The sequence below is a fragment of the Kitasatospora sp. NPDC090091 genome, assembly GCF_044747365.1.
Taxonomy (GTDB): domain Bacteria; phylum Actinomycetota; class Actinomycetes; order Streptomycetales; family Streptomycetaceae; genus Kitasatospora.
Genome location: NZ_JBIVDY010000016.1, coordinates 111,036 through 132,274, shown reverse-complemented (window position 1 = coordinate 132,274; position 21,239 = coordinate 111,036). Strand labels below are relative to the sequence as shown.

Here is a 21,239-nt window from a genome sequence, read left to right as displayed (position 1 = left end):
CCCGTGCGGTTCTGACTCCGGCCGGCCGCCGGGGTCAGAACCGCACGGCCTTGACCACCACCGGGAGCAGCGTCTGGTCGGCGGGGGCCCTGCTGAAGGCGACCGGCTGGGCCTGGTCACCGGCCGGCAGGTGCTCGGCCCCGACCACCGCGCTGTCCACCGTCTTGCCGCTCGTGTCGGTGAAGTCGACCTGCACCGCGTACGAGGCGGTGTCGAGGCCGCTGTTCGTGATGGTCACGACGACCGCGTGCAGGCCCCCGGTCCGGGCCCGCGGCACCCCGGTGATCGTGATGTCCCCCAGTGCGTTCCCGCCGGTGTCCAGCGTGGCCAGCACCTGCGACGCCCGGGCCCGCGCCTCCTCACCCTGCGCCGACACCGACGCCTCGAACGAGGCCGCCGCAGCAGCGGCGGACGCGGAGGCGGCCGAGGCCGACGCCAGCGCCGACGCCGCGGCCGAGGCCAGCGGGGACGGCGGCTCCCCGGAGAACTGCGACGGCTCGGGGGCCGCGGTCAGTGTCGTGGCCGGCGCTGTCGCGATCGACGGGTTGGTCGACGAGCTGCTGCACGCCGCCAGCACTCCCACCGCGCCCACCGCCGCCGCGAACGCCACCACTCGTACCCGCGCGCCGCACCGACGCGGCCGTCCCTGAACTTCGCGCACCGAGGTTCCCTCTCCCGACTCCACTGCCTCGGGCCCGACGGCCCGCACGCCCCATGCTTCGCAACAACCACCCCCCACCGCGAACCCTGCTCCCCCGTTCGAGTGGGCCCCCACCCCCCGCATCCCCCGACCGCGTGGCGCGGCGGGGTACGGCGGAGGTGGTCGGCCACGCGAGGCGCTGCGGGGTGTCGGTGGGCGTGCTGCGGCTGGTGGGGGCCGTGTGGGTGGGTGGTGCGGGGGCGGTCATCAGACGAATGTCGGGGGGTGGATCATCATCGCGATGACCAGGATCATCGGGATGAGCAGGTGGGCGGCGAGGGCGCCGGTCATGGCGAAGCGCCAACGGCGTTGGGGCGTCGAACGGTTCCCGGCCAGGCCCGCTCCCAGCAGCGAGCCGAACAGGACGAGGACCAGCAGAGCCAGCGTCAGGTTCACGCTGGTCCGGCGCTGCTCCAGGGCCGCCGACGCGTGCCCCCGCAGCAGGGCTGACAGCGCGAGCCCGTCGACAGCCGCCGTCATGGTGCCGAACACCCAGGCCCCGACGGTGTCCGCCGTCCGGCTGCCCGCGCCCCTGATCCCAGTCCCTGCCATCCTGCCGCCCCCTCAGCGTCCGAATCCGACCACATGATGGCACCGGCGACGCGAGTACGACGACGTGAGCGAGTGACAGGCCGCGCGCACGGCCCGCCCCGGACGGTGTGATCGGCGTCATGTCGGACGTACGGGAACCGACCGGTGGGCTCGCCCGACTGCTGGGGGGTGAGTGCGATGTCGCCGGGTGGCCGGCCGTTCAGTGTGTTGGCGGGGTTCGCCCTGCTGTTGGTGGTGGTGTTCGGGGTGGCCTTCGCCGTGGGGCGGGCGGCCGGGCCTGTGGCGCCGGGACTGACGCCCGGCAGCGGTCGCGGGGGCGCGCCCGGGATGAGCGGGCACGACATGGGGGCGGGCCGGTGAGTCCGGTCACGGACCGGGAGGCCGACGCGCTGGTCAGCACCGACCTGGCCGTCGGCGGGATGACCTGCGCGGCCTGCGTGAGCCGGGTGGAGAAGCGGCTGGCCCGGATCGACGGCGTCACGGCGGGCGTCAACCTGGCCACCGGACGGGCACGCGTCCTGCACCCGCCCGGGGTGGGTGTCGACGAACTGGTCGCGGCGGTCGAACGGGCCGGGTACACGGCCGAGCCGGCCGCCGGTGCGCCGCCCGCGGCGGACCTGCCGGAGGAACCCGGCGAGCGCCGGCGACTGCTGGTCACGACGCTGCTGGCGGTGCCGGTCCTGCTGCTGTCGATGGTGCCGTCGCTGCAGTTCCCGGCCTGGCAGTGGGTCTGCTTCGGGCTGGCGGTGCCGGTGGTGAGCTGGGGCTCGGCCGGCTTCCACCGGCGGGCCTGGCAGGGCCTCAAACACGCCGCGGCGACCATGGACACGCTGGTCAGCCTCGGCGTGGTGGCGTCCTTCGGCTGGTCCGCGTACGCGCTGGTGTTCGGCGGCGCCGGGGAGGTCGGCATGCGGATGCCGTTCTCGCTGACCGCGGACGGCGGCGGCGCGGCCCACGTCTACCTGGAGGCGGCCGTCGGGGTGCCGCTGTTCGTCCTGGCCGGGCGGCTGCTGGAGGGCCGGGTGCGGCGGCGCAGCGGTTCGGCGCTGCGGGCGCTGGCGGAGCTGGGCGCGAAGCAGGTGTGCGTCCGCGAGGCCGGGTCCGGGCGGGAGCGGTTGCTGCCGATCGACCGGCTGCTGCCGGGGCAGGAGTTCGTGGTCCGGCCGGGCGAGCGGGTGGCCACCGACGGCGTGGTGGTGGAGGGCGGCTCGGCGCTGGACCTCAGTCTGCTCACCGGGGAGAGCGTGCCGGTGGAGGTCGGCCCCGGGGACCGGGTCGCCGGGGCGACGGTGAACGTCGGCGGCGCCCTGGTGGTCCGGGCGACGGCGGTCGGCGCCGACACCCAGCTCGCCCGGATCGGCGCGCTGGTCGCGGACGCCCAGGCCGGCAAGGCCCGGGCACAGCGGCTGGCGGACGCCGTGGCCGGGGTGTTCGTGCCCTGCGTGCTGGCGGTCGCGGTGTGCGTGCTCGGCTTCTGGCTCGGCGCGGGTGCCGAGCCGCAGGCGGCGGTGACGGCGGCGGTCGCCGTCCTGGTGGTGGCGTGCCCGTGCGCGCTGGGCCTGGCCACGCCGACCGCCCTGCTGGCCGCGACCGGCCGCGGCGCGGAGCTGGGCGTGCTGGTGCGCGGCCCGGAGGTGCTGGAGAGCCTGCGCCGGATCGACACCGTGGTGCTGGACAAGACCGGCACGCTGACCACCGGGCGGATGGAGCTCGCCGAGCTGACCACCGCCCCGGGCATGGACGAGGACCAGGTGCTGCGGCTGGTGGGAGCCGTCGAGCACCGTTCGGAGCACCCCGTCGGGAGGGCCGTCGTGGGGGCGGCCCGGGACCGGTGCGGCTCCGAGCCCCTTCCGGCGGTGGCCGGCTTCACGGCCACCGCCGGAGTCGGGGTCAGCGGCACGGTCGAGGGCCGGCTCGTCCGGGTGGTGCGGCCCGACGACGCCGCGGGCCCGCTGCCGGCCGGGCTGGCCGACGCGGTGGCCCGGGCCGGGGAGGCCGGGCGGACGCCGGTGGTCGCGGAGCTGGACGGCCGTCCGGCCGCCGTCCTGGCGGTCGGCGACACGCTGCGGGCCGGCAGCTGGCGGGCGCTCCACCGGCTGCGCGGGATGGGCCTGGAGGCGGTCCTGTTGACCGGGGACGGCCCCGGCGCGGCGCAGGCCGTCGCCCGTGAGCTGGGCATCACCCGGGTGCACAGCTCGGCGACGCCCGAGCGCAAGGCGGAGGTGGTCGCCGAGCTGAAGGCGGCCGGGCGGACGACGGCCGTGGTCGGCGACGGCGTCAACGACGCGGTCGCTCTGGCGGCGGCGGATCTCGGGGTGGCGCTGGCCTCGGGGAGCGACGCCGCCATCGGGGCGGCCGGGCTGACGCTGGTGCGCGGCGACATCGAGGCGGTGGTGGACGCCGTCCGGCTGGCCCGGCGCACGCTGGCCACGATCCGGGCGAACCTGCTGTGGGCGTTCGGGTACAACGCGGTGCTGATCCCGCTGGCGGCGGTCGGGGTGCTCAACCCGATGCTGGCGGCGGTGGCGATGTCGCTCAGCTCGCTGCTGGTGGTGGGGAACAGCCTGCGGCTGCGGACCTGGCAGCCGGCGCGCGGCGGTTCGGGCGGCGGCGGACGGCAGGGCGGACGGGGTGGCCGTGGTGGCCGGAGCGCCGGGGGTGTCCGGTGAGGGCACGGGCCGGGCGGGCGGGACGGGCCGGACGGGCAGTGGAGCGGGTGGAGGCGGTCGGGCCGCCGGTGGCGGCGGCCGTGGTGGCCCTGGCCCTGCTCTCCGGCTGGACGGCCGTCGGCGGGGCCGGGCGGCAGCGCCCGGTGGAGGCCGGGCCCGGCTGGGTGCTGCTGCCCACCTCCGGCGGGTCGACGGCGACATCGGCGGCGACGGCGTTCTTCACGGTCCGCAACCCCGGCGACGTACCCGACGAACTCGTCGGTGCCGATTGGGAGCTCGGCGGCCGCGTCACCCTGAAGCAGCACCTGCACCAGGGCGCGTCGGGCCGGTGGGAGCCGGTCGCGGGGCTGCCGGTGCCGGCGCGCGGCGAGCTGGCGATGTCACCCGAGGACGCCGATCTGATGATCGCCGGGCCGCCGCCGTTGCGGGCCGGCCAGTGGGTGGAGTTCACGCTCCGCTTCCGGCACAGTCCGGACCTCACCGTGCGGGCCGAGGTGGTCCCACCCGGCGGCCGGCGCGCCGGCTGACCCGGTGGCGCGCCGCCCTCCCCGGCCGACGCGCGCCGGTCAGTGCACGCCGGTCAGTGCGCGCCGGTCAGTGCACGGCGGGCGCGTCGAGCGTCTCCTCGACCGGGCGGCGCGGCGTCGCGCTGCCCGGCGGGCCGTAACCGATCCGGAGCACCAGCTGGACGTGGCCCGGGCCGTCGGCCGGATCACGCAGCCCCCAGCGGGTGTCGGGCCACTCCATGGGCTGGTGCCAGACCGTCAGGCGCACGCCGTGAACGGTCGCCAGCAGCCAGACGCGCTCCAGCGCCTGCCCCGTGCGCAGCCAGTCGACGGGCCGGTCGGTGCGGGTGGCGAGCGTACAGAGCTGGGGCAGGGCCTCGAACCGCTCGGCCGGCCGCGCGGGCGCGTCCCGGTACGGCGGGCGGCCGGCGAACTCGCGCATCGGGATGCGGGCGTCGCGGTCCCGCGAGCCGAGGGCCGCGAACGGGATGCCGTCGACGGCCTCGCCCACTGCCTCGTCGGAGCGGAGCCAGGCGCGGGCCTCGGCCTGCCGGTCCGGGTCCTGGGAGGTCCGCTCCTCCGCCTCGGCGGTGAGCGCGAGCACCCGCCGGACGCCGCCCTCCTCCAGTGCGGTGAGCACGGAGCCCTCGGCGTCGGCGGCGACGACGAGCTCGCCGAGCACCGCCTCCGGCACGTCGCGGTTGGTGAACGGCTGGCGGCTGGAGTGACGTTGGGTGATCGCCGGGTGGAGGTCCCGGCCGAAGGGTTCGGCGTCGCGGACGGCGGCCGAGAGGTCGAGCCGGGCGAGCAGCCCGGGGACGTCCGGGTCCGGGAGCAGTCGGGCGACCGGCTCACGGCCGAGCCGGAGGGCGGCCACCCGCAGGTTGAACAGGGCCGCGCCCGCCGCGATGTGCAGTGCGGCGCCGGCGGGATCGGCGAGCGGCACGGCACGGGCGGGGTCGGCGAGCACCTCGATGCCGTGCCCGTCCTCGGTCGGGCGGAACCGCCAGGGCTGGCTGTTGTGCAGGGACGGTGCCGCGCCGCCGGCGGCGGCGAGCAGCCGCAGGTCGGCCGGGGTGAGGGTGGGCTCGGTCATGGTGATCCTCTCCTTGCCTCTGGCCTTCCTCTGGCCTTGCGCCCGGCTTCTCCGCCGGCCTTGCGTCCGGCCTCTCCGCCGAACGGGTCGGTCCGGCCGGTCCGACCCGTTCGGCCGGGTGACGCCGAAGGAGGCCGTTCGACCGGGTGCGCGGTGTGTTCCGCGGGCGCCGGACGGGGGCGGTGCCGCGGGCCGGCGGCCGCAGCTCCGGTACTCCCGAGGGTGCCCCCGGCGGCGGCCGGACGGCAGGGTCGAACGGCCCGGGTTCCGGCGCCCACCGGACCGGCCGCCCACCCCACCTCCTCCACCACCAGTCGACCACCGGCCGCCCCGAGCCGCCCGCCGCCCGTCCTCGTCAGTCGCCGTCGACAGTTGTCAGTCGTGCGGGACGACCGCCACCGGTGCCTGCGCATGGTGGAGCACCGCGTGCGCCACCCGGCCCAGGCGCGGGCCGAAGTCGTGCGAGCGCCGTCGCCGTCCGATCACCACCAGCTCGGCCGTCGCCGAGGCCTCGACCACCGCGCGGGCCGGGCCGAGCCGGACCTCCTCGACCACCTCCGTCCCGGGGTACCGCTCGCGCCAGTCCGCCAGGGCCTCCGTGAGCGCCTTGGCCTCAAGACCCTGCAGCTCCGCCATCTCGGGCGGCGCAGGTACGAAGCCCACGGTCGCGAACGCCGGCGGCAGGTCCCAGCCGTGGACGGCGCGGACCCGGGCACCGCGCAGCTCCGCCTCCTCGAAGGCGAAGGCGAGCACGGCCTCGTTCGGCGCCTGGACGTCGACCGCGACCAGGACCTCCGGGACGGCCCCCATCGCCACCCCGGCCTGTGCCTCGGCCGGCCGGACCACGACCGCCGGGGCCGCGCTGCGCGCGACGGTCGCCCGGCTCACCGAGCCGAGCAGCAGGCCGGTGAAGCCGCCGAGGCCCCGCGACCCGAGGACCAGCAGGCCGGCGTCCTCGGCCGCGGCCACCAGGCCGTCCACCGCGGCGTCGAGCACCACGTCGGTGTGCACGTCCACGCCGGGGTGGCCGGTCCGGAGGGTGTCGGCGATCTCGGCGAGCATCCGCTGGGCACCGGCGGGCAGCGAGTCGGCGTCGGCGAAGGCGGACCGGCCGTCGGTCAGCCAGGGCCAGACGTGGACCAGGCGCAGCGGGGCGCCCCGGCGCAGCGCCTCCTCGGCAGCCCAGTGGGCGGCGGCGGTGCTCTCGGGCGAGCCGTCGACTCCGACCAGAACAGGTGGGGTCATGGGTGGTTCCTTCCGCTGCGGGCCGGTGCTGGGCTGGCGGCACGCCCCTGACGCGCCGTCCGACACCCCCACCCTCGTCGCCGCGCGCGCCCCCGCCCAGAGCCGCTCGGCCCGCACCGCCGGGCCTTTGGTCCCACCCGCCGGACCCGCCGGCACAGTTCTCCCCGACCCCGGCGTTTCGGACGGGCCCGCGCGGGCACTACCGTGAATCCGACAATCCTCCTGGTCGGGCGACCGGGGGTGGGTTCGCGTGCGTGCGGATCCAGCGGACAGAGTGACGAGACGGACAGACCCACGAGGAGGACGCCGGTGGGCGGCGCGGACGGTACGCGGGCGGGCACCGGCGGTTCGGCGAACGGCCGGCCCGGATGCCCTGCGGGCGACCATGCGGGCGACACGTCGGCCTGCCCGGCGGGCGCCGGGGCCGGCGCCCCGGTGGCGGCCCACCAGGGGGCGGGCGCAGGCGGTGTGCCGGGAGGGCACCGGGACTCCGGTACGCCTGCCGCCGCGCCCGTGCTCCCCGCCGGCGCGACGGTCGCGCGGGGCGGCGCCCCGGCGCGAATGCCACAGCTGCGTCTGGACGAGCTGCTGGAGGAGCTCCAGTGGCGGATCGACGCGGCCCGTGGCACCCGCGACCGGGTGCACAGCCTGCTGGAGGCGGTGCTGGCGGTCGGCCGCGAGCTGGACCTCTCGCAGGCCCTGCACCGGATCGTCGAGGCCGCCGCCGACCTGGTCGACGCCCGCTACGGCGCGCTCGGCGTGATCGGGCCGGACGGGCACACCCTGTCGCAGTTCCTGACGGTCGGTCTGACCGAGGCGGAGATCGAGGCGATCGGGCCGCTGCCGGCCGGGCGCGGCATCCTCGGCGAGCTGATCCGCCACCCGCAGCCGCTGCGCTGCCCGGTGCTGTCCGACCACCCGGCCTCCGTCGGCTTCCCGCCGAACCACCCGCCGATGCACACCTTCCTCGGGGTGCCGGTGCGGGTGCGCGGCGAGGTGTTCGGCAACCTTTACCTCACCGACAAGCGCGGCGGTCTGGACTTCGACGCCGACGACGAGGCGGTGATCGCCACCCTCGCGGTCGCGGCCGGGGTGGCCATCGACAACGCCCGGCTCTACGAGGAGGCGCAGCGGCGCCAGCGCTGGCTGCAGGCCAGTGCCGAGATCACCCGCAGCCTGCTCTCGGGCGCGCCCCGCCTGGAGGTGGTGGAGCTGATCGCCCGCCGTGCGCGGGAGATCGCGGGCGCCGAGCTGGCGGACGTCTCGGTGGCGCTGGCCGGGCCGGAGGAGCGGGCGGCGGAGCTCATCGTGGAGGTGGCGCTGGGCGCCGACCCGAGCGGCCGGATCGGGGTGACGGTGCCGGTGGACGGCACACTCTCCGGGGCCGCGTACGCCTCGGGTTCACCGGTGACCAGCGACGAGCTGGCCGGCGACGCCCGGTTCCCGGCCGGTCCGCCGAACCGTTTCGCCGGCCTCGGGCCGGCGGTGGCGGTGCCGCTGGGCACCGGGACGGGGTTCGGGCGCGGTGTCCTGCTGCTGGCCCGGGCGAGCGGGCGGGAGCCGTTCACTGCCGAGGAGACGGGCCCGCTGCTGGGCTTCGCCGACCAGGCCGCGCTCGCCCTGGAGTTGGCCGAACGGCGGCGCGACGCCGAGCAGTTGACGCTGCTGGAGGACCGCGACCGGATCGCCCGGGACTTGCACGACCTGGCCATCCAGCGGCTCTTCGCCACCGGGATGACGCTGCAGAGCGCGGGCCGGCTGATCGAGAGCCGCAGCGCCTCCGACCGGGTCAGCCGGGCGGTCGCCGACCTGGACGAGACGATCAAGATCATCCGGTCGACGATCTTCGGTCTGCGCGCCCACAGCGAGCCCGACCGCGGCCTGCGCGCCCGCGCCACCCGCACGGTCGGCGAGGCCCAGGCGACGCTGGGCTTCCCGCCCCGGCTCAGCATGGAGGGACTGCTCGACACTGACGTACCGCAGGAGCTGGCCGAGCACGTCATGGCCGTCCTCGGCGAGGCGCTCAGCAACGCGGCCCGGCACGCCCGGGCGAGCCGGGTGGAGGTCGTGCTGCGGGCGCTGGGCGGGCGGGTGACGCTGACGGTCACGGACGACGGGGTCGGGGTGCCCGACGGCGGGCGGCGCAGCGGGCTGCGCAACCTCGGCGAGCGGGCCGAGCGGGTCGGGGGCAGCTTCGAGCTGCAGCCGGCCGAGGGCGGCGGCACGAGGCTGGTCTGGGAGGCCCCGCTGGGGGTCTGAGCGCGCCGGCCGGTCGACGGCAGGTCGCGGCACGGGGCCGGGGCCGGGGGCCGACGGACCGGCAGCCCCCGGCCCCGGTCAGGGCCCGGCCGCCAGCCGTCGGCCGACGACCAGCTCGGGGCCGATCCGGATCAGCACCTCGCGCCGGTCCGCGGGTCGGTCGGCGCACGCCGGGCCGGATCGAGCGACGGCCGGGGCGGCGCCGTCGGCGGCCTCGAAACCCTCCGCCGGCCGCACCTCGGCGCGGCCCAGGACGGTGACGAACCAGCCGGTGCCGTCGCCGTCGTCCACGTCGTCGGCCTCGAAGGCGGTCACCGCGCCGTCCACCGCCCGGACCAGCTCCGACCCGGCGTCGACCGCGAACAGCACTCCGCCGTGTTCGTCGACCCGGAACGGCACCGGCAGCACCGCCGGAAGGGCGCCGAGGGTGTAGACGACCCGCCCGACCGGCGAAGCGGCCAACAGCTCCAGCGCCCGTGCCTCGTCCAGCTCGGGGCCCGGACCGACGTCCGCGGAGCGGTCCATGACGACGTCCACGACCAGGCCTGCGGCGAGGTCGCGGCTGCGGGCGCCGCCCGGCCGGGATCGACCGGGCGGCTCCGGCTGCGGGGACTGCGCTTCACGATCGGCATCCATGCCAGCGATGGTCGCCCGGCGGGCCCCGGGACGACGAGGGCCGATGGTCCTGCCGAGGGTCCCGTCCGGCGGCCGGGGACGGATCCGGCGGGAGGCCCCGCCACAAGCGGACCGGCGGAGTACGAATCGACCGGCAGCGCGCCCGGCCCGGGTGTCGACCGCAGGGCCGGCCGCTGCCCGGGTGTCCGGCACAGCCCGGCCCGGGTGCCCGACGCAGCCCGGCCCCGGTGCCCGACGCACCGCCGCTGCCCGGCTCGTACGCTGTTCGGTGGCAGTCCGCCACGATCCCGAGGAGCGCCGTGTCCACCACTCCCCCGCCGGAGCGACCCGTCGCACCGGAGCAGCCCGCCGCGCCGGAGGCGGGCCGGGCACGGTGGCGGCAGGTGCGCGACCACCTGAACCGCAACCGGTTCGAGCTGACCAGGTCGGCCGCGGCCGGGTACGCCCCGCACGAGTTCGCCCCCGGCGGCAGGCTGCTGGCGCGCCGGCACTGGATTCCCGCGGCGCCGGTACCGCTGGACCGGGTCCGGCTGCGCCGGCAGGAGCAGGCCCCGGCGGCCCCGGTCGACGGCCGGCGCCCCGAACTGGGCGCCGTCCTCCCCCGGCGGGCCGACGGCACCCCGTACGCGACCTACGCCGACGCCGTGGGCGACCTGGCCCGGCCGCGGCTCTTCGAGAACCGGAGCTGCTACCGGCTCCTGGAGGTGGCGGAGGACGCCGCTGTCCCGACCCTGACGTTCGGCCTCGGGCGCTACTTCGACGTCATCGACATCTGTGAGGCGGCGGCCCACGAGTACGCGGCCGCGGCCCTGTCCGCGCCCGGCGGGCCGGGGCCGGAGGCGGGCGCCACAGCCTTCAGGGCGGCCGTCGGTGACCCCACCGACCTCACCCGGCGGCCGGTCCCGGCCGCCGTCAGCACGCTGGCCGTCCGCCACGACCGGCGGACCGGCGCCGCCGAGTTCGTCCTGCACTGGCGCGACCCGGCCAAGGTCGCCAGCGGCGGCGGGCTGTTCCAGGTGATGCCGGTGGGCATGTTCCAGCCCTCCCACGACGCGCCGTGGAACGAGGCCAACGACTTCGACCTCTGGCGGGCCGTCGTCCGCGAGCTCAGCGAGGAACTGCTCGGCAGCAGCGAGGACTACGGGAGCGACACCGCCCCGATCGACTACGACGCCTGGCCGTTCCAGCGGACCCTGGCCTCGGCACGGGCGGCCGGCACCCTGCGGATGTACTGGCTCGGCCTGGGCGTGGATCCGCTCACCTTCGTGACCGACCTGCTCACCGTCGCCGTGTTCGACGCCGAGTTGTTCGACGAGGTCTTCGCCCGGATGGTCACCACCAACGACGAGGGGCACCGCGTCCGGCTGGACGACGGCACCGGGCACGCCGCGGGCATCCCGTTCACGGCCGAGCAGGTGGAGCGCTTCGCCGACCGCGAGCCGATGCAGCCGGCGGGCGCCGCGCTGCTGCAGCTCGCGTGGCACCACCGCGGGGTGCTCCTGAACGGCGACGACCGCCCGTCCGGCCCCCGGGGCTGACGCCGACCGCACCACGGGCGAACGCGCGCCGGCCCGCCCACGGGGCGAAGTGCGCCGGCCCGCCCGCGCGGTACGCCGCCACCACGCCCGACCGCGCGGGTTCAGCCGCGCGGTCGGGCGTGGTGGCCGGGGTGTGCGGGGGCGGCCGACTGGCGCCGCTCGGTGGCGATCAGTGCGGCCTGGACACGGCGCTCGACGCCGAGCTTGGCGAGCAGCCGGGAGACGTGGTTCTTCACCGTCTTCTCGGCGAGGTAGAGGCGCTCGCCGATCTGGCGGTTGGTCAGACCCTCGCCGATCAGCTCCAGCACCTCCTGCTCGCGCGCCGTGAGCTCCGGCCCGGTCGCGGCCGGCCGGGCCGGCTCGGCGTCGCTGCGCAGGCGGTTCAGCAGGCGGGTCGCGGCGCCCGAATCCAGCATGGAGCGGCCGGAGGCGACGGTGCGCACGGCGGCCACCAGGTCGGTGCCGCTGATCTGCTTGAGGACGTACCCGGCGGCGCCCGCCATCACGGCGTCCAGCAGCGCCTCCTCGTCGTCGAACGAGGTGAGCATCAGGCAGGCCAGGTCGGGCATGCGCGAGCGGAGTTCGCGGCAGACCGCCACACCGTCGCCGTCGCCGAGACGGACGTCCAGCACGGCGACGTCGGGGCGCAGCGCGGGGACCCGGACGAGGGCCTGCTCGGCGGTGGCGGCCTCGCCGACCACCTCCAGGTCCGGCTCGCCGTCCAGCAGGTCGTGGACGCCGCGGCGCACCACTTCGTGGTCGTCCAGCAGGAACACCCTCACCGGCGCCGGCGTCTCGACGCCCCCCGTCATGCTCGCCATCTCGCGGCTCCACCTTCTCGTGCCCCGGCAGGCTGCCGCGGGTCCATCGCATCATGCCTGGTCGGCGGCCGGTGCCCCAGGGCCCAACGGCCCCATTTTGGCGCGACTCTGTCAGCGCGGCGGGGGCGGCCGCCCCCGGCCGGGGCGGGAGGCGGCGCCGGGGCGGCGGCCGTACGCTCCGGCGGACCGGCCGGGCCGGACGCCCCGCGCCGGCCCGCGGACGTCCGGTCAGGGGCGGTGGCGGCGGGCGGTCAGGGGCGGTGGCGGCGGGCGTTGCCCAGGCCGACGAGGAGGAACGCCCCCGACACCGCCACTGCGCTGCCCGCTGCGGCGGCCAGGCGCGGGGCGAGTGCGCCGCCGCCGGCCAGCAGGATGGAGAGCGCGCCCAGCGAGGCGACCGCCAGGCCGACGAGCAGCCAGCCCACCAGGGCGACGGCCGCCGGGCGCGGTCCGCGCGGAACGGGCCCGGCTTCGAGCATCGCCCAGCGCAGCCGGTCCTCGCGCCGCTCGGCCCGGCTCTGCGCGAGCGCCCGGATCCGCAGCAGAACGCCGGCTACCAGGCCGGCGAGGGCGACCTGCGCCGCGGGCTGCCAGGCGGGCACGGCCAGCAGCAGTCCGCCGGCCAGCGCGAGCGCGGCCCACCAGACGACGCAGGCGGCCGCCGCGGTCCGGACCGACCGGGGGCGGTCGTCGCCCGCCTGGAGGTCGGCGATGGCGGGCAGGTACCAGACGCAGCCGGAGGCGGTGATGGCGGCCGTGCCGATGGCCAGAACGGTGTGGGACATGCCGTGCGCTCCTCAGCCGATGGGGTTCGAGCGGTGGTGTGCGGGTGCGGGTACGTATGTGGGCGCGCCGTAGTCGGTGCCCGGGGTGGTGGTCGGTGCGGCCGTCCCCGCCCGGCCGGGGTGTCGGGGAGGGGCGGGCGGGGACGGCGTCTCGGGTGGCCTCCGGGGTCGGTGCCCCGGCGACCGGGTCAGTGCTCCGGTGGCCGGGTCGGTGCCTCGGCGACCGGGTCAGTGCTCCGGTGGCCGGGTCAGTGCTCCGGTCGCCGGGTCAGTGCTCCGGTCGCCGGGGCGTCCGCCGGCCTCGGCGGGTTCGCCGCCTCCGGCGACTCCGCCAGTGCCGCCTTCCCGGACCGCTCGGACCGGCCGGGCGCGGCCTCGGCCGAGCGGGCGCGGCCGCGCCGCACGGGAGTGCCGTACGCGGCCGGGACGACCCCGGCGAGGTGCTTGGCCGGCTCGCCGGTGTTCTGCAGGTGGTCGAGGGCGGCGATCTCCGGGTGGTGCAGGTCGAACGCCGGGGACTCGGAGCGGATCCGCGGCAGCGTCGCGAAGTTGTGCCGGGGCGGCGGGCAGGAGGTCGCCCACTCCAGCGAACGGCCGTAGCCCCACGGGTCGTCGACCGTGACCTTCTCGCCGTACTTGGCGGTCTTCCAGACGTTGTAGAGGAACGGCAGGATCGACAGACCGAGCAGGAACGAGCCGATCGTGGAGACCGTGTTGAGCGTGGTGAAGCCGTCGGAGGCGAGGTAGTCGGCGTAGCGGCGGGGCATGCCCTCCGCGCCGAGCCAGTGCTGCACCAGGAAGGTGGCGTGGAAGCCGATGGTGAGCGTCCAGAAGGTGATCCGGCCGAGGCGCTCGTCGAGCATCTTGCCGGTCATCTTCGGCCACCAGAAGTGGAAGCCGGCGAACATCGCGTAGACCACGGTGCCGAACAGCGTGTAGTGGAAGTGCGCGACGACGAAGTACGAGTCGGAGACGTGGAAGTCGATCGGCGGGGCCGCGAGCAGCACGCCGGTGAGCCCGCCGAAGAGGAAGGTCACCAGGAAGCCGACGGTCCAGAGCATCGGGGTCTCGAAGCTCAGTGAGCCCTTCCACATGGTGCCGACCCAGTTGAAGAACTTCACCCCGGTGGGCACGGCGATCAGGAAGGTCATGAACGAGAAGAAGGGCAGCAGCACTTGGCCGGTGACGTACATGTGGTGCGCCCAGACCGTCACCGAGAGGCCGGCGATGGCGACGGTGGCCGCGATCAGGCCCGCGTAGCCGAACATCGGCTTGCGGGAGAAGACCGGGATCACCTCGGAGATGATCCCGAAGAACGGCAGGGCGAGGATGTAGACCTCGGGATGGCCGAAGAACCAGAAGAGGTGCTGCCAGAGCATCGCACCGCCGTTGGCGGGGTCGAAGACGTGCGAGCCGAACTTGCGGTCGCACTCCAGCGCCAGCAGCGCGGCGGCCAGGACCGGGAAGACCATCAGCACCAGGACCGAGGTGAGCAGCACGTTCCAGCAGAAGATGGACATCCGGAACATGGTCAGGCCCGGGGCGCGCATGCAGATGATGGTGGTGATGAAGTTGACCGCACCGAGGATGCTGCCGAAGCCGGAGAGCGTGACGCCCATGATCCACATGTCGGCTCCGACGCCGGGCGAGTGGACGGCGTCGGACAGCGGGGCGTAGAGGAACCAGCCGAAGTCGGCCGCGCCCTGCGGGGTGGCGAATCCGCCGGCGGCGATCAGCGAGCCGAACATGAACAGCCAGTAGGCCAGCATGTTCAGCCGCGGGAAGGCCACGTCGGGGGCGCCGATCTGGAGCGGCATGATCCAGTTGGCGAAGCCGGTGAACAGCGGCATGGCGAAGAGCAACAGCATCACCGAACCGTGCATGGTGAAGGCCTGGTTGAACTGCTCGTTGGAGAGGATCTGCGTCCCCGGCCGGGCGAGCTCGGCGCGCATGACCAGCGCGAGGATGCCGCCGATCAGGAAGAACCCGAACGCCGACACCAGGTACATGGAGCCGATCGTCTTGTGGTCGGTGGTCGTCAGCAGCCTGACCAGGGCCGAGCCGGGCCTTCGGACCCGGACCTCCCCCGACCGGACGGCGGACGGCGGCGGCGCGCTGTCGCCCTGTGCCTCGATGGCGCTCAAGGACGCACTCCTTCGGAACTACTGCGGATGGATGGCGATCCATGATCAGAACTCGACGCCCTTGTGCCCCAGGGCCCTTGGACCCAGCGGCCGGGGGTCGGTGGGCCTCGCTTCGGGCCCGGTGACCGGGACCTCTGCCGACCGGCCCGGCCGGGAAGCCACCCCGCAGGCGCGCCGCAAGCGCCGCGGGACGGCCCACCGGGCGGCCCCCTCCGGACCGCTCCGGGCACGCCGAAGCGCCGGTACGGGGCGTGGAGTCGGGGCGAACTCCGACGGCCCGTACCGGCGCGCTCCAGGACCCGTCCAACGACCTTGCGATGGACAGGAGTTGCCACGGCCCGGCGACCTGCGGCGGACGGCGCTACCCGTCGGCCTCCGCGGCGAGCCGGAAGCCGGTGACGAGGTCCGGCCGGATGGCCACGGTGTGGTCCATGGACGCCGCCACCCAGGGGCTCAACACCTCCCGATAGCGGGCCAGTTGGTCCGGATCGGTGACCGGCCGGGCGTAGCCGGTGACGACCACGCTCCACCCCAGCCTGGTCACCGGATCGATGGCGTCGGCCTCGTAGGCGACCACGACGCCCTCCTCCGCGCCGACCGCCGCCGCGGTGAGCGCGGCGCCGTCATGGGTGCGGATCACCACGGTGTCGTCCAGCAACAGGTGGTTGACCGGGCGGACGGCCGGCAGCGCCCGCGAGGTGAAGACGATCCGCCCGAACGGGACGCCGGCCAACAGCCGCAGCGCCTCGGCCCGTTCGAGCGGCACGAGATGACGCGGCGGGACGTCCCCGCCCGTCGGGAGACCGCCCGGCGGGGGACCACCGGCCGGCGGCGCGGCACCGAGCACCGGACCGCCGCCGAACGCCGGCGCCGGCGAAGCGGCCGCCGCGGACGGCACGGCCGCCCCGACAGACCCCACCGGCGCTGCCGCCCCCGCCGCCCCCGCCGGACGGCGCCGCGCCCTGGGCCGCCTGCGCACGGCATCCTCGCTCACGAGGCGGCCGCGATCAGCCCGAGCCGCCCGTCGAACCGGCGGTAGAGCACCCGGCCGCGCCGGGTCGCCGGGTGGGCGAAGAACAGGAAGGGCAGCTCGGCGGCGGAGAGCCGCGCGACCGCCTGCTCCTCGGTCAACTCCGGTGCACCGCAGGGACTCAGGGTGAACGGGACGGCCGGCCGGAGCGGCGGCCCGGCGGCCGCCGTCCGCGCCAGCCGGTACCCGGTGGGGCCCACCCGGTAGACGACGGCGTCGGTCCCGGTGACCGGGTCGGTGAACAGGTGGATGTCGAAGTCCATCGCATCCATGGTCCGGGCGGCGGCGTCCGGCGAGCACCGGACCAGGCCCACCCGCTTGCGCCGGACGATGCTCAACGACTCGTTGCCACAAGGGACTTCCGCGAGCGCTCGGGGCGCCTCCGGAGCGGGGGCGGGGGCGGTGAGGCCCCGGCCGCGCACCCGCCGTGGCCACGGGCGGGGCGACCAGCCGGCGGCCACCGCGGCGATCCGGCCGCGCAGCCCGTCGGCCAGCCGGTCCAGCGCCTCGCCGAGGTCCGCGGCGGTCTCCTGGACGCGGATCCGCCGGCCGTTCACCTCGGCGTTCACCTGCGCCAGCACGGTCCCCGCGCCGATCCGGCCGACCCGCACCCGGACCGCCTCGACCAGGGCGTCCGCCCCGCTCGCGACGGCCGCGACCCGGGCCCGCGCATCGACCGCCGTACCCCGCGCCAGCTGCTCGTCCATCTGCACCGTGACCAACCCGCCCACTTCGGACCCTCTCCTGTCCCTCCGTGCGCCGCCGGGCCTGCCCCGGGCCTGCGCCGCACACCTGTTCGGCGCCCACCCTCCCTCCCCTGCGCGACCACCGACAGGGCCGAACGGCCCCACCCCCACCTGTCCCTCGACCCCACCACCGCCCCACCGCGGCCCGCCCGCCGGCCCGCCGGCAAGCCCGTCGATCGACGCGCCCGTCGACCCGTCCGCCGTCCCACCACCACCGTCCGCCACTCCGTGGAATGATCGGGACATGCCCACTCTCGACAACCAGGCCGAGTACTGGAACTCCGCCGGCACGGCGAAGACCTTCGGCCACCCGCTCGACCCCGCGTGGCTGGCCGGGCTCGACCGCAGCGCGGCGCTGCTCGACTACGGCTGCGGCTACGGCCGCCTCGCCGGCGAGCTGGCCGCGCTGGGCTTCACGGACGTCGAGGGCGTCGACGTGGCACCCGCCCTGATCGCCCGGGCCCGGGCCGAGCAGCCCGCCGCGCGGTTCACCGTGCTGACCGATCCGCCCCGGCTCGCGCACGCCGACGCCGCGCTCGACGCGGTGCTGCTGTTCGCCGTCCTCACCTGCGTGCCGGGCGACGCGGCCCAGCGCGACCTGGTCGCAGAGCTGCACCGGGTGCTGCGGCCCGGCGGCCTGCTCTACGTCAGCGACTACGGCCTGCAGCCGGACGAGCGCAACCGCGAGCGCTACGCGCGGTTCGCCGAGCAGTACGGCCGCCACGGCGTCTTCGAGACCGGCGACGGCGCGGTCTGCCGCCACCACACCCGGGAGTGGCTGGACGAGTTGCTCGGCGCCTTCGACCCGGTCGCCGAACGCACCCTGCCGGTGCGGACGATGAACGGGCGTCCGGCCGTCGCCACCCAGCTCCTGGTCGCCCGGCGCTGACCGGCCGGCCGCGCGCCCGCCTGCGGGCGGCTTCGGGGACGCCGCCGCGGAGGGGACGGAGGGCTCGACGAGGGCGGCGCCGGAGGTGGCGGGAGCAAGGGGAGCGGATCATGCGGGCCGGACGGCACAAAGATGGGGGCGAGTCCCCCATGCCCCGGCGGCCACGGCGGGACAAGGATTCAGCACCGAGGGCAGCGTCTTCGACGGCAGCGCCGCCCTCTCCCGGCATCGGAGGTGCGGTGGTGGCAGAGGTGAGCGCCGTGCGCAGCGCGCGCCCCGACGGGGGCCGCGCACCGGATCAGGGCCCGGTCGCGCAGGTACCCACCGCGGCCACCGCGACCCCGCACCCTCCGATGCCTGGCGATGTCCCGGTCCAGGCCACCGTTCCGGCCCCGGCCAGGGCTTCCGCCCCGGCCCCCGCCGCGGTATCGACCCCCGACGCGGCGCGGGGCGCCGGGCGGGCGGGCCCGGCCCGGCTCCGTGTGGCCGGGCCGGCCCCGTCCGCCTGGTGGGAGCCGGCCCTGACGCCGGGCCAGGCTCGTCCCGAGGGGCGCCCCGACTGGGCCGCCTTCACCGAGGCCGCGGTCGCCGCGGCGCCGGTCCGGGCGGTCGTCCCGAAGACGTCGTACCCGGGCCTGAGCGGCTTCGGCCTCGTCCTGGCGCCGTTCGCCGACCGCGCACTCGTCCGGCTGTCCGCCACCCTCTGCCCCGCCGCCGCCCCGCCCGGCCGCACCACGCACGCCTCACCCGCCGACCGGAGCGCCTCCGACCGGAGCGCCGACGGCCGAACCGCCGCCGACCGGATCGCGCCGGCCGACCTCGCCGTCCACCTCGACCTGCCCGCCCTGCGGGCCGCCTTCACCGCCGGACTCACCGAGCGCCTCGCCCGGATCGCCGCCCGCACCCTGGTGCTGGAGCTGCACACCGCCCGGGCCGCCGGCCGGCTCCGCGGCGGCACCCCGCAGGAGCGGTTCCGCTCCTTCGTCGCCCTCACCGCCCGCCGCGACGGCCTCGCCGCCCTGCTCCGCACGTACCCGGTGCTCGCCCGGCTGCTCGCCCGGACCAGTCTGGACGCCGCCGACGCCCATGCCGAACTGCTCCTCCGGCTCCTCGCCGACCGCCCGCTGCTGGTCTCCGGCCTGCTGCGCGGCACCGACCCGGGGCCGCTGGTCGCCGTCGACACCGAGGCCGGCGACCGCCACCGCCACGGCCGGGCCGTCGCGGTGCTGCACTTCGCCGACGGCGCCTCCGTCGTCCACCGGCCGCGCCCGCCCGCGGCCCACCGCCACTTCAACGCCCTGCTGGGCTGGTACAACGCCCAGCCCGGCGTGCCGAGGCTGCGTGCGCTCTCGCTGGTCGACCGGGGCGGCTACGGCTGGACGGAGTTCGCCGAGTTCCGGCCCTGCCGCACCGGGTTCGAGGTCGAGCGGTTCTACCGGCGCCAGGGCGCGCTGCTGGCGCTGCTGCACGTGCTGGACGGCACCGACATGCACGTCGAGAACGTGGTCGCCTGCGCGGACCAGCCGGTGCTGGTGGACGTGGAGACGCTGTTCCACCCGCCGTCCCAGGCCGGCCCGACGCCGGACCCGGCGGCCCGCGCGCTGGAGGAGTCGGTCCACCGGGTCGGCCTGCTGCCGCAACTGCTGCTGGGCGACGCCGGCGCGGTGGACGTCTCCGGCATCGGCGGCGGCCTGCGCACCGCCTCCCCGGTGGAGGGCGTCGACTGGGCCGGCGCCGGCACGGACGAGATGCGGCTGGTCCGGCGCGCCCGCCCGTTCCGCGAGGCCCGCAACCGCCCCCGGCTGGACGGCGCCGCCGTCGACCCCGCCGACCACACCGAGGCTCTGGTGGCCGGCTTCCGGGCCGGCTACACGGCGCTCACCGACGGCCGGGACGACCTCACCGGGCCCCGCGGCCTGCTGTACGCGTTCGCCGAGGACGAGGTCCGGGTGGTACCGCGGGCCACCCGGGTCTACGCCCGGCTGCTGGACGAGTCGACCCACCCGAACCTGCTGCGCAAAGCCGCCGACCGCGGCGCCGTGCTGGACCTGCTGCGCACCGACGCCGTGGACGACCCCGGCCGCCCCGGGCTGGCCGACCACGAACTCGCCGACCTCTGGGCCGGCGACGTCCCGCTCTTCACCGCCCGCCCCGGCGGCCGCGACCTCTGGACCGCCGACGGCCGCCGGCTTCCCGGCGAGCTGGCCGAGACCGGGCTGGCCCGCGCCGAGGCCAAACTCGCCGCGCTCGGCGGGGTGGACCGCAAGGACCAGGAGTGGATCGTCCGGGCCGCGATGGCCTGCGGCGCCGCCGTACCGGCGCACCGCCCCGGCCGCCCGGCGGCGGAGAACCTGTGGGCCACCGCCCCCGAACCGGAGCGGCTGCTGGCCGCCGCCCGCGGTGTCGGCGACCAGCTGGTCGCGGCAGCGTACGGGGGGCGCGGCCGGACCAACTGGCTGGGCCTGGAGCTGCTCGCCGACCGGTACTGGCGGGTCCGGCCGCTCGGCGCCGACCTCGCCGGCGGCTACACCGGCACCGCGCTCTTCCTCGCCCAACTCGCCGCCCTCACCGGCTCGGACCGCTACGCCGAGGTGGCCCGCCGGGCGCTCGCGCCCGTCCCCGGGCTGCTGGACACGCTCGCCGCGCACCCCGACCGGCCCGCCGCCGTCGGCTCCGGCGGCTTCGCCGGGCTCGGCGGCATCGCCTACGCGCTCACCGAGATCGCCCGCACCCTGGACGACCCGCTGATCCGGCAGTGGTGCGAGCCCGCCGTGGCGCTCACCGCGGCGGCCGCCGAGCGCGAGACCGACACCGGTGTGCACAGCGGCACCGCCGGCGGCCTGGCCGCGCTGCTCGCCGTGCACGCCGCCACCGGCCGGCCCGAGCCGCTGCGCGCCGCCACCGACTGCGCCGCGCTGCTGGCCGCCGCCCCGGCGCCCGCCGGGACCGGCTTCGCACACGGCTCGGCCGGCACCGGCTGGGCACTGCTGCGGTACGCGGAGGCCGTCGGGGAGCCCGCCGGCGGCCCGCACCACGCGGCCGGACTCGCCGCCCTGCGCGCCGCCACCGCCGTCCGGGCCCGGGAGTCCTCATGGTGCCGCGGCCGGCCGGGCATCGCCCTCGCCGTGGCCGACAACCCTGCCGCCCTGGCCGACCGGCCGCTCGCCGAGTGGCTGCAGCGCGCCGCCCGGAACACCGCCCGGGCGGCCGGCCTGCCCGACCACAGCCTCTGCCACGGCGAGTTGGGCGTCCTCGAACTGCTCGGCCACGGCAGCCCGGTACCCGGCCGGACGCCCTGGGTGCGGCGGGCGGGCGCGCTGCTGGCCGGCCTCGACCAGGACGGTCCGCGCTGCGGCAGCCCCGACCACGTGCCGCACCCGGGCCTGCTCACCGGCCTCGCCGGGATCGGCCACGGCCTGCTGCGGCTGGGCTATCCCGAGCGCGTCCCGCCCGTGCTGCTGCTGCGCCCCGGTGCGCCGGCCGACCCGCCGGCCCGTCCGTCGGGCCGTCCGTCGGCCCGTCGGCCGGCCCGCTGAACGTGCCGCGCCCGCCGTCCGCCAGGATGGCGGGCGGTGCGGCGGGCGGGCAGCCGCCCGCCCGCTCCGACCGCCACCACCCCGACG

At 76.9% G+C, this 21,239-nt stretch carries 17 protein-coding genes; 7 read left to right on the top strand and 10 right to left on the bottom strand.

The window, feature by feature from the left end:
- Positions 1 to 34: 34 nt before the first annotated feature.
- On the bottom strand, positions 35 to 334 hold the full coding sequence (locus tag ACIPSC_RS26590; protein WP_400828574.1) for a hypothetical protein: 300 nt from the start codon (positions 332 to 334) through the stop codon (positions 35 to 37).
- On the opposite strand from ACIPSC_RS26590, the gene ACIPSC_RS26585 reads away from it, so the two are divergent.
- Entirely contained in the window at positions 324 to 650 is a 327-nt protein-coding gene (locus ACIPSC_RS26585) for a hypothetical protein (RefSeq protein WP_400828573.1), read from the top strand. The two genes, ACIPSC_RS26590 and ACIPSC_RS26585, sit on opposite strands and share 11 nt — an antisense overlap.
- 257 nt (positions 651 to 907) lie before the next feature.
- On the opposite strand, the gene ACIPSC_RS26580 is transcribed toward ACIPSC_RS26585, so the two are convergent.
- Positions 908 to 1,252, bottom strand: coding sequence for a hypothetical protein (locus ACIPSC_RS26580; RefSeq protein ID WP_400828572.1), 345 nt, complete (start codon positions 1,250 to 1,252; stop codon positions 908 to 910).
- Positions 1,253 to 1,671: 419 nt separating this feature from the next.
- Here ACIPSC_RS26580 and ACIPSC_RS26575 point away from each other — a divergent pair, with 419 nt between their 5' ends.
- The gene (locus ACIPSC_RS26575; RefSeq protein ID WP_400828666.1) at positions 1,672 to 3,921 is read left to right on the top strand and encodes a heavy metal translocating P-type ATPase; all 2,250 of its coding nucleotides are present in this window, start codon (positions 1,672 to 1,674) and stop codon (positions 3,919 to 3,921) included.
- A 38-nt stretch (positions 3,922 to 3,959) separates the two neighbouring features.
- On the top strand, positions 3,960 to 4,448 hold the full coding sequence (locus tag ACIPSC_RS26570; RefSeq protein WP_400828571.1) for a copper chaperone PCu(A)C: 489 nt from the start codon (positions 3,960 to 3,962) through the stop codon (positions 4,446 to 4,448).
- A gap of 67 nt (positions 4,449 to 4,515) precedes the next feature.
- Here the strand turns inward: ACIPSC_RS26570 and ACIPSC_RS26565 are convergent, their stop codons facing one another.
- Positions 4,516 to 5,523 carry an Acg family FMN-binding oxidoreductase gene (locus ACIPSC_RS26565; RefSeq protein ID WP_400828570.1) on the bottom strand — a complete coding sequence of 336 codons (1,008 nt, stop codon included), beginning with the start codon at positions 5,521 to 5,523 and terminating at the stop codon, positions 4,516 to 4,518.
- 375 nt (positions 5,524 to 5,898) lie between these two features.
- Positions 5,899 to 6,768, bottom strand: coding sequence for a universal stress protein (locus tag ACIPSC_RS26560; RefSeq protein ID WP_400828569.1), 870 nt, complete (start codon positions 6,766 to 6,768; stop codon positions 5,899 to 5,901).
- Positions 6,769 to 7,329: 561 nt separating this feature from the next.
- Between ACIPSC_RS26560 and ACIPSC_RS26555 the strand changes: the two genes are divergently transcribed.
- Positions 7,330 to 9,027: a GAF domain-containing protein gene (locus ACIPSC_RS26555; RefSeq protein ID WP_400828568.1), complete on the top strand. Its 1,698-nt coding sequence runs from the start codon at positions 7,330 to 7,332 to the stop codon at positions 9,025 to 9,027.
- Positions 9,028 to 9,105: 78 nt separating this feature from the next.
- Here ACIPSC_RS26555 and ACIPSC_RS26550 read toward each other — a convergent pair whose 3' ends face one another.
- Positions 9,106 to 9,663, bottom strand: a complete 558-nt coding sequence (locus ACIPSC_RS26550; RefSeq protein WP_400828567.1) for a pyridoxamine 5'-phosphate oxidase family protein — start codon at positions 9,661 to 9,663, stop codon at positions 9,106 to 9,108.
- Positions 9,664 to 9,962: 299 nt separating this feature from the next.
- On the opposite strand from ACIPSC_RS26550, the gene ACIPSC_RS26545 reads away from it, so the two are divergent.
- Positions 9,963 to 11,201, top strand: a complete 1,239-nt coding sequence (locus tag ACIPSC_RS26545) for a hypothetical protein (protein ID WP_400828566.1) — start codon at positions 9,963 to 9,965, stop codon at positions 11,199 to 11,201.
- 101 nt (positions 11,202 to 11,302) lie between these two features.
- Here ACIPSC_RS26545 and ACIPSC_RS26540 read toward each other — a convergent pair whose 3' ends face one another.
- From ACIPSC_RS26540 to ACIPSC_RS26520, 5 genes are all read right to left on the bottom strand, one after another.
- Positions 11,303 to 12,022 (bottom strand): response regulator, encoded by a 720-nt coding sequence (locus tag ACIPSC_RS26540; RefSeq protein WP_400828565.1) that lies wholly within the window; start codon positions 12,020 to 12,022, stop codon positions 11,303 to 11,305.
- Between the two features lie 251 nt (positions 12,023 to 12,273).
- Positions 12,274 to 12,807, bottom strand: coding sequence for a hypothetical protein (locus tag ACIPSC_RS26535; protein ID WP_400828564.1), 534 nt, complete (start codon positions 12,805 to 12,807; stop codon positions 12,274 to 12,276).
- Positions 12,808 to 13,055: 248 nt separating this feature from the next.
- Complete coding sequence (gene ctaD, locus ACIPSC_RS26530) at positions 13,056 to 14,816, bottom strand: cytochrome c oxidase subunit I (protein WP_400828665.1); 1,761 nt, start codon at positions 14,814 to 14,816, stop codon at positions 13,056 to 13,058.
- Positions 14,817 to 15,312: 496 nt separating this feature from the next.
- Positions 15,313 to 15,717 carry a pyridoxamine 5'-phosphate oxidase family protein gene (locus ACIPSC_RS26525; RefSeq protein ID WP_400828563.1) on the bottom strand — a complete coding sequence of 135 codons (405 nt, stop codon included), beginning with the start codon at positions 15,715 to 15,717 and terminating at the stop codon, positions 15,313 to 15,315.
- 224 nt (positions 15,718 to 15,941) lie between these two features.
- Positions 15,942 to 16,712: a sigma 54 modulation/S30EA ribosomal C-terminal domain-containing protein gene (locus tag ACIPSC_RS26520; protein ID WP_400828562.1), complete on the bottom strand. Its 771-nt coding sequence runs from the start codon at positions 16,710 to 16,712 to the stop codon at positions 15,942 to 15,944.
- A 259-nt stretch (positions 16,713 to 16,971) separates the two neighbouring features.
- Here ACIPSC_RS26520 and ACIPSC_RS26515 point away from each other — a divergent pair, with 259 nt between their 5' ends.
- Together ACIPSC_RS26515 and ACIPSC_RS26510 are read left to right on the top strand one after the other, a co-directional pair.
- Positions 16,972 to 17,616, top strand: coding sequence for a class I SAM-dependent methyltransferase (locus tag ACIPSC_RS26515; protein WP_400828561.1), 645 nt, complete (start codon positions 16,972 to 16,974; stop codon positions 17,614 to 17,616).
- A gap of 353 nt (positions 17,617 to 17,969) precedes the next feature.
- The gene (locus ACIPSC_RS26510; RefSeq protein WP_400828560.1) at positions 17,970 to 21,152 is read left to right on the top strand and encodes a type 2 lanthipeptide synthetase LanM family protein; all 3,183 of its coding nucleotides are present in this window, start codon (positions 17,970 to 17,972) and stop codon (positions 21,150 to 21,152) included.
- Positions 21,153 to 21,239: the final 87 nt, after the last annotated feature.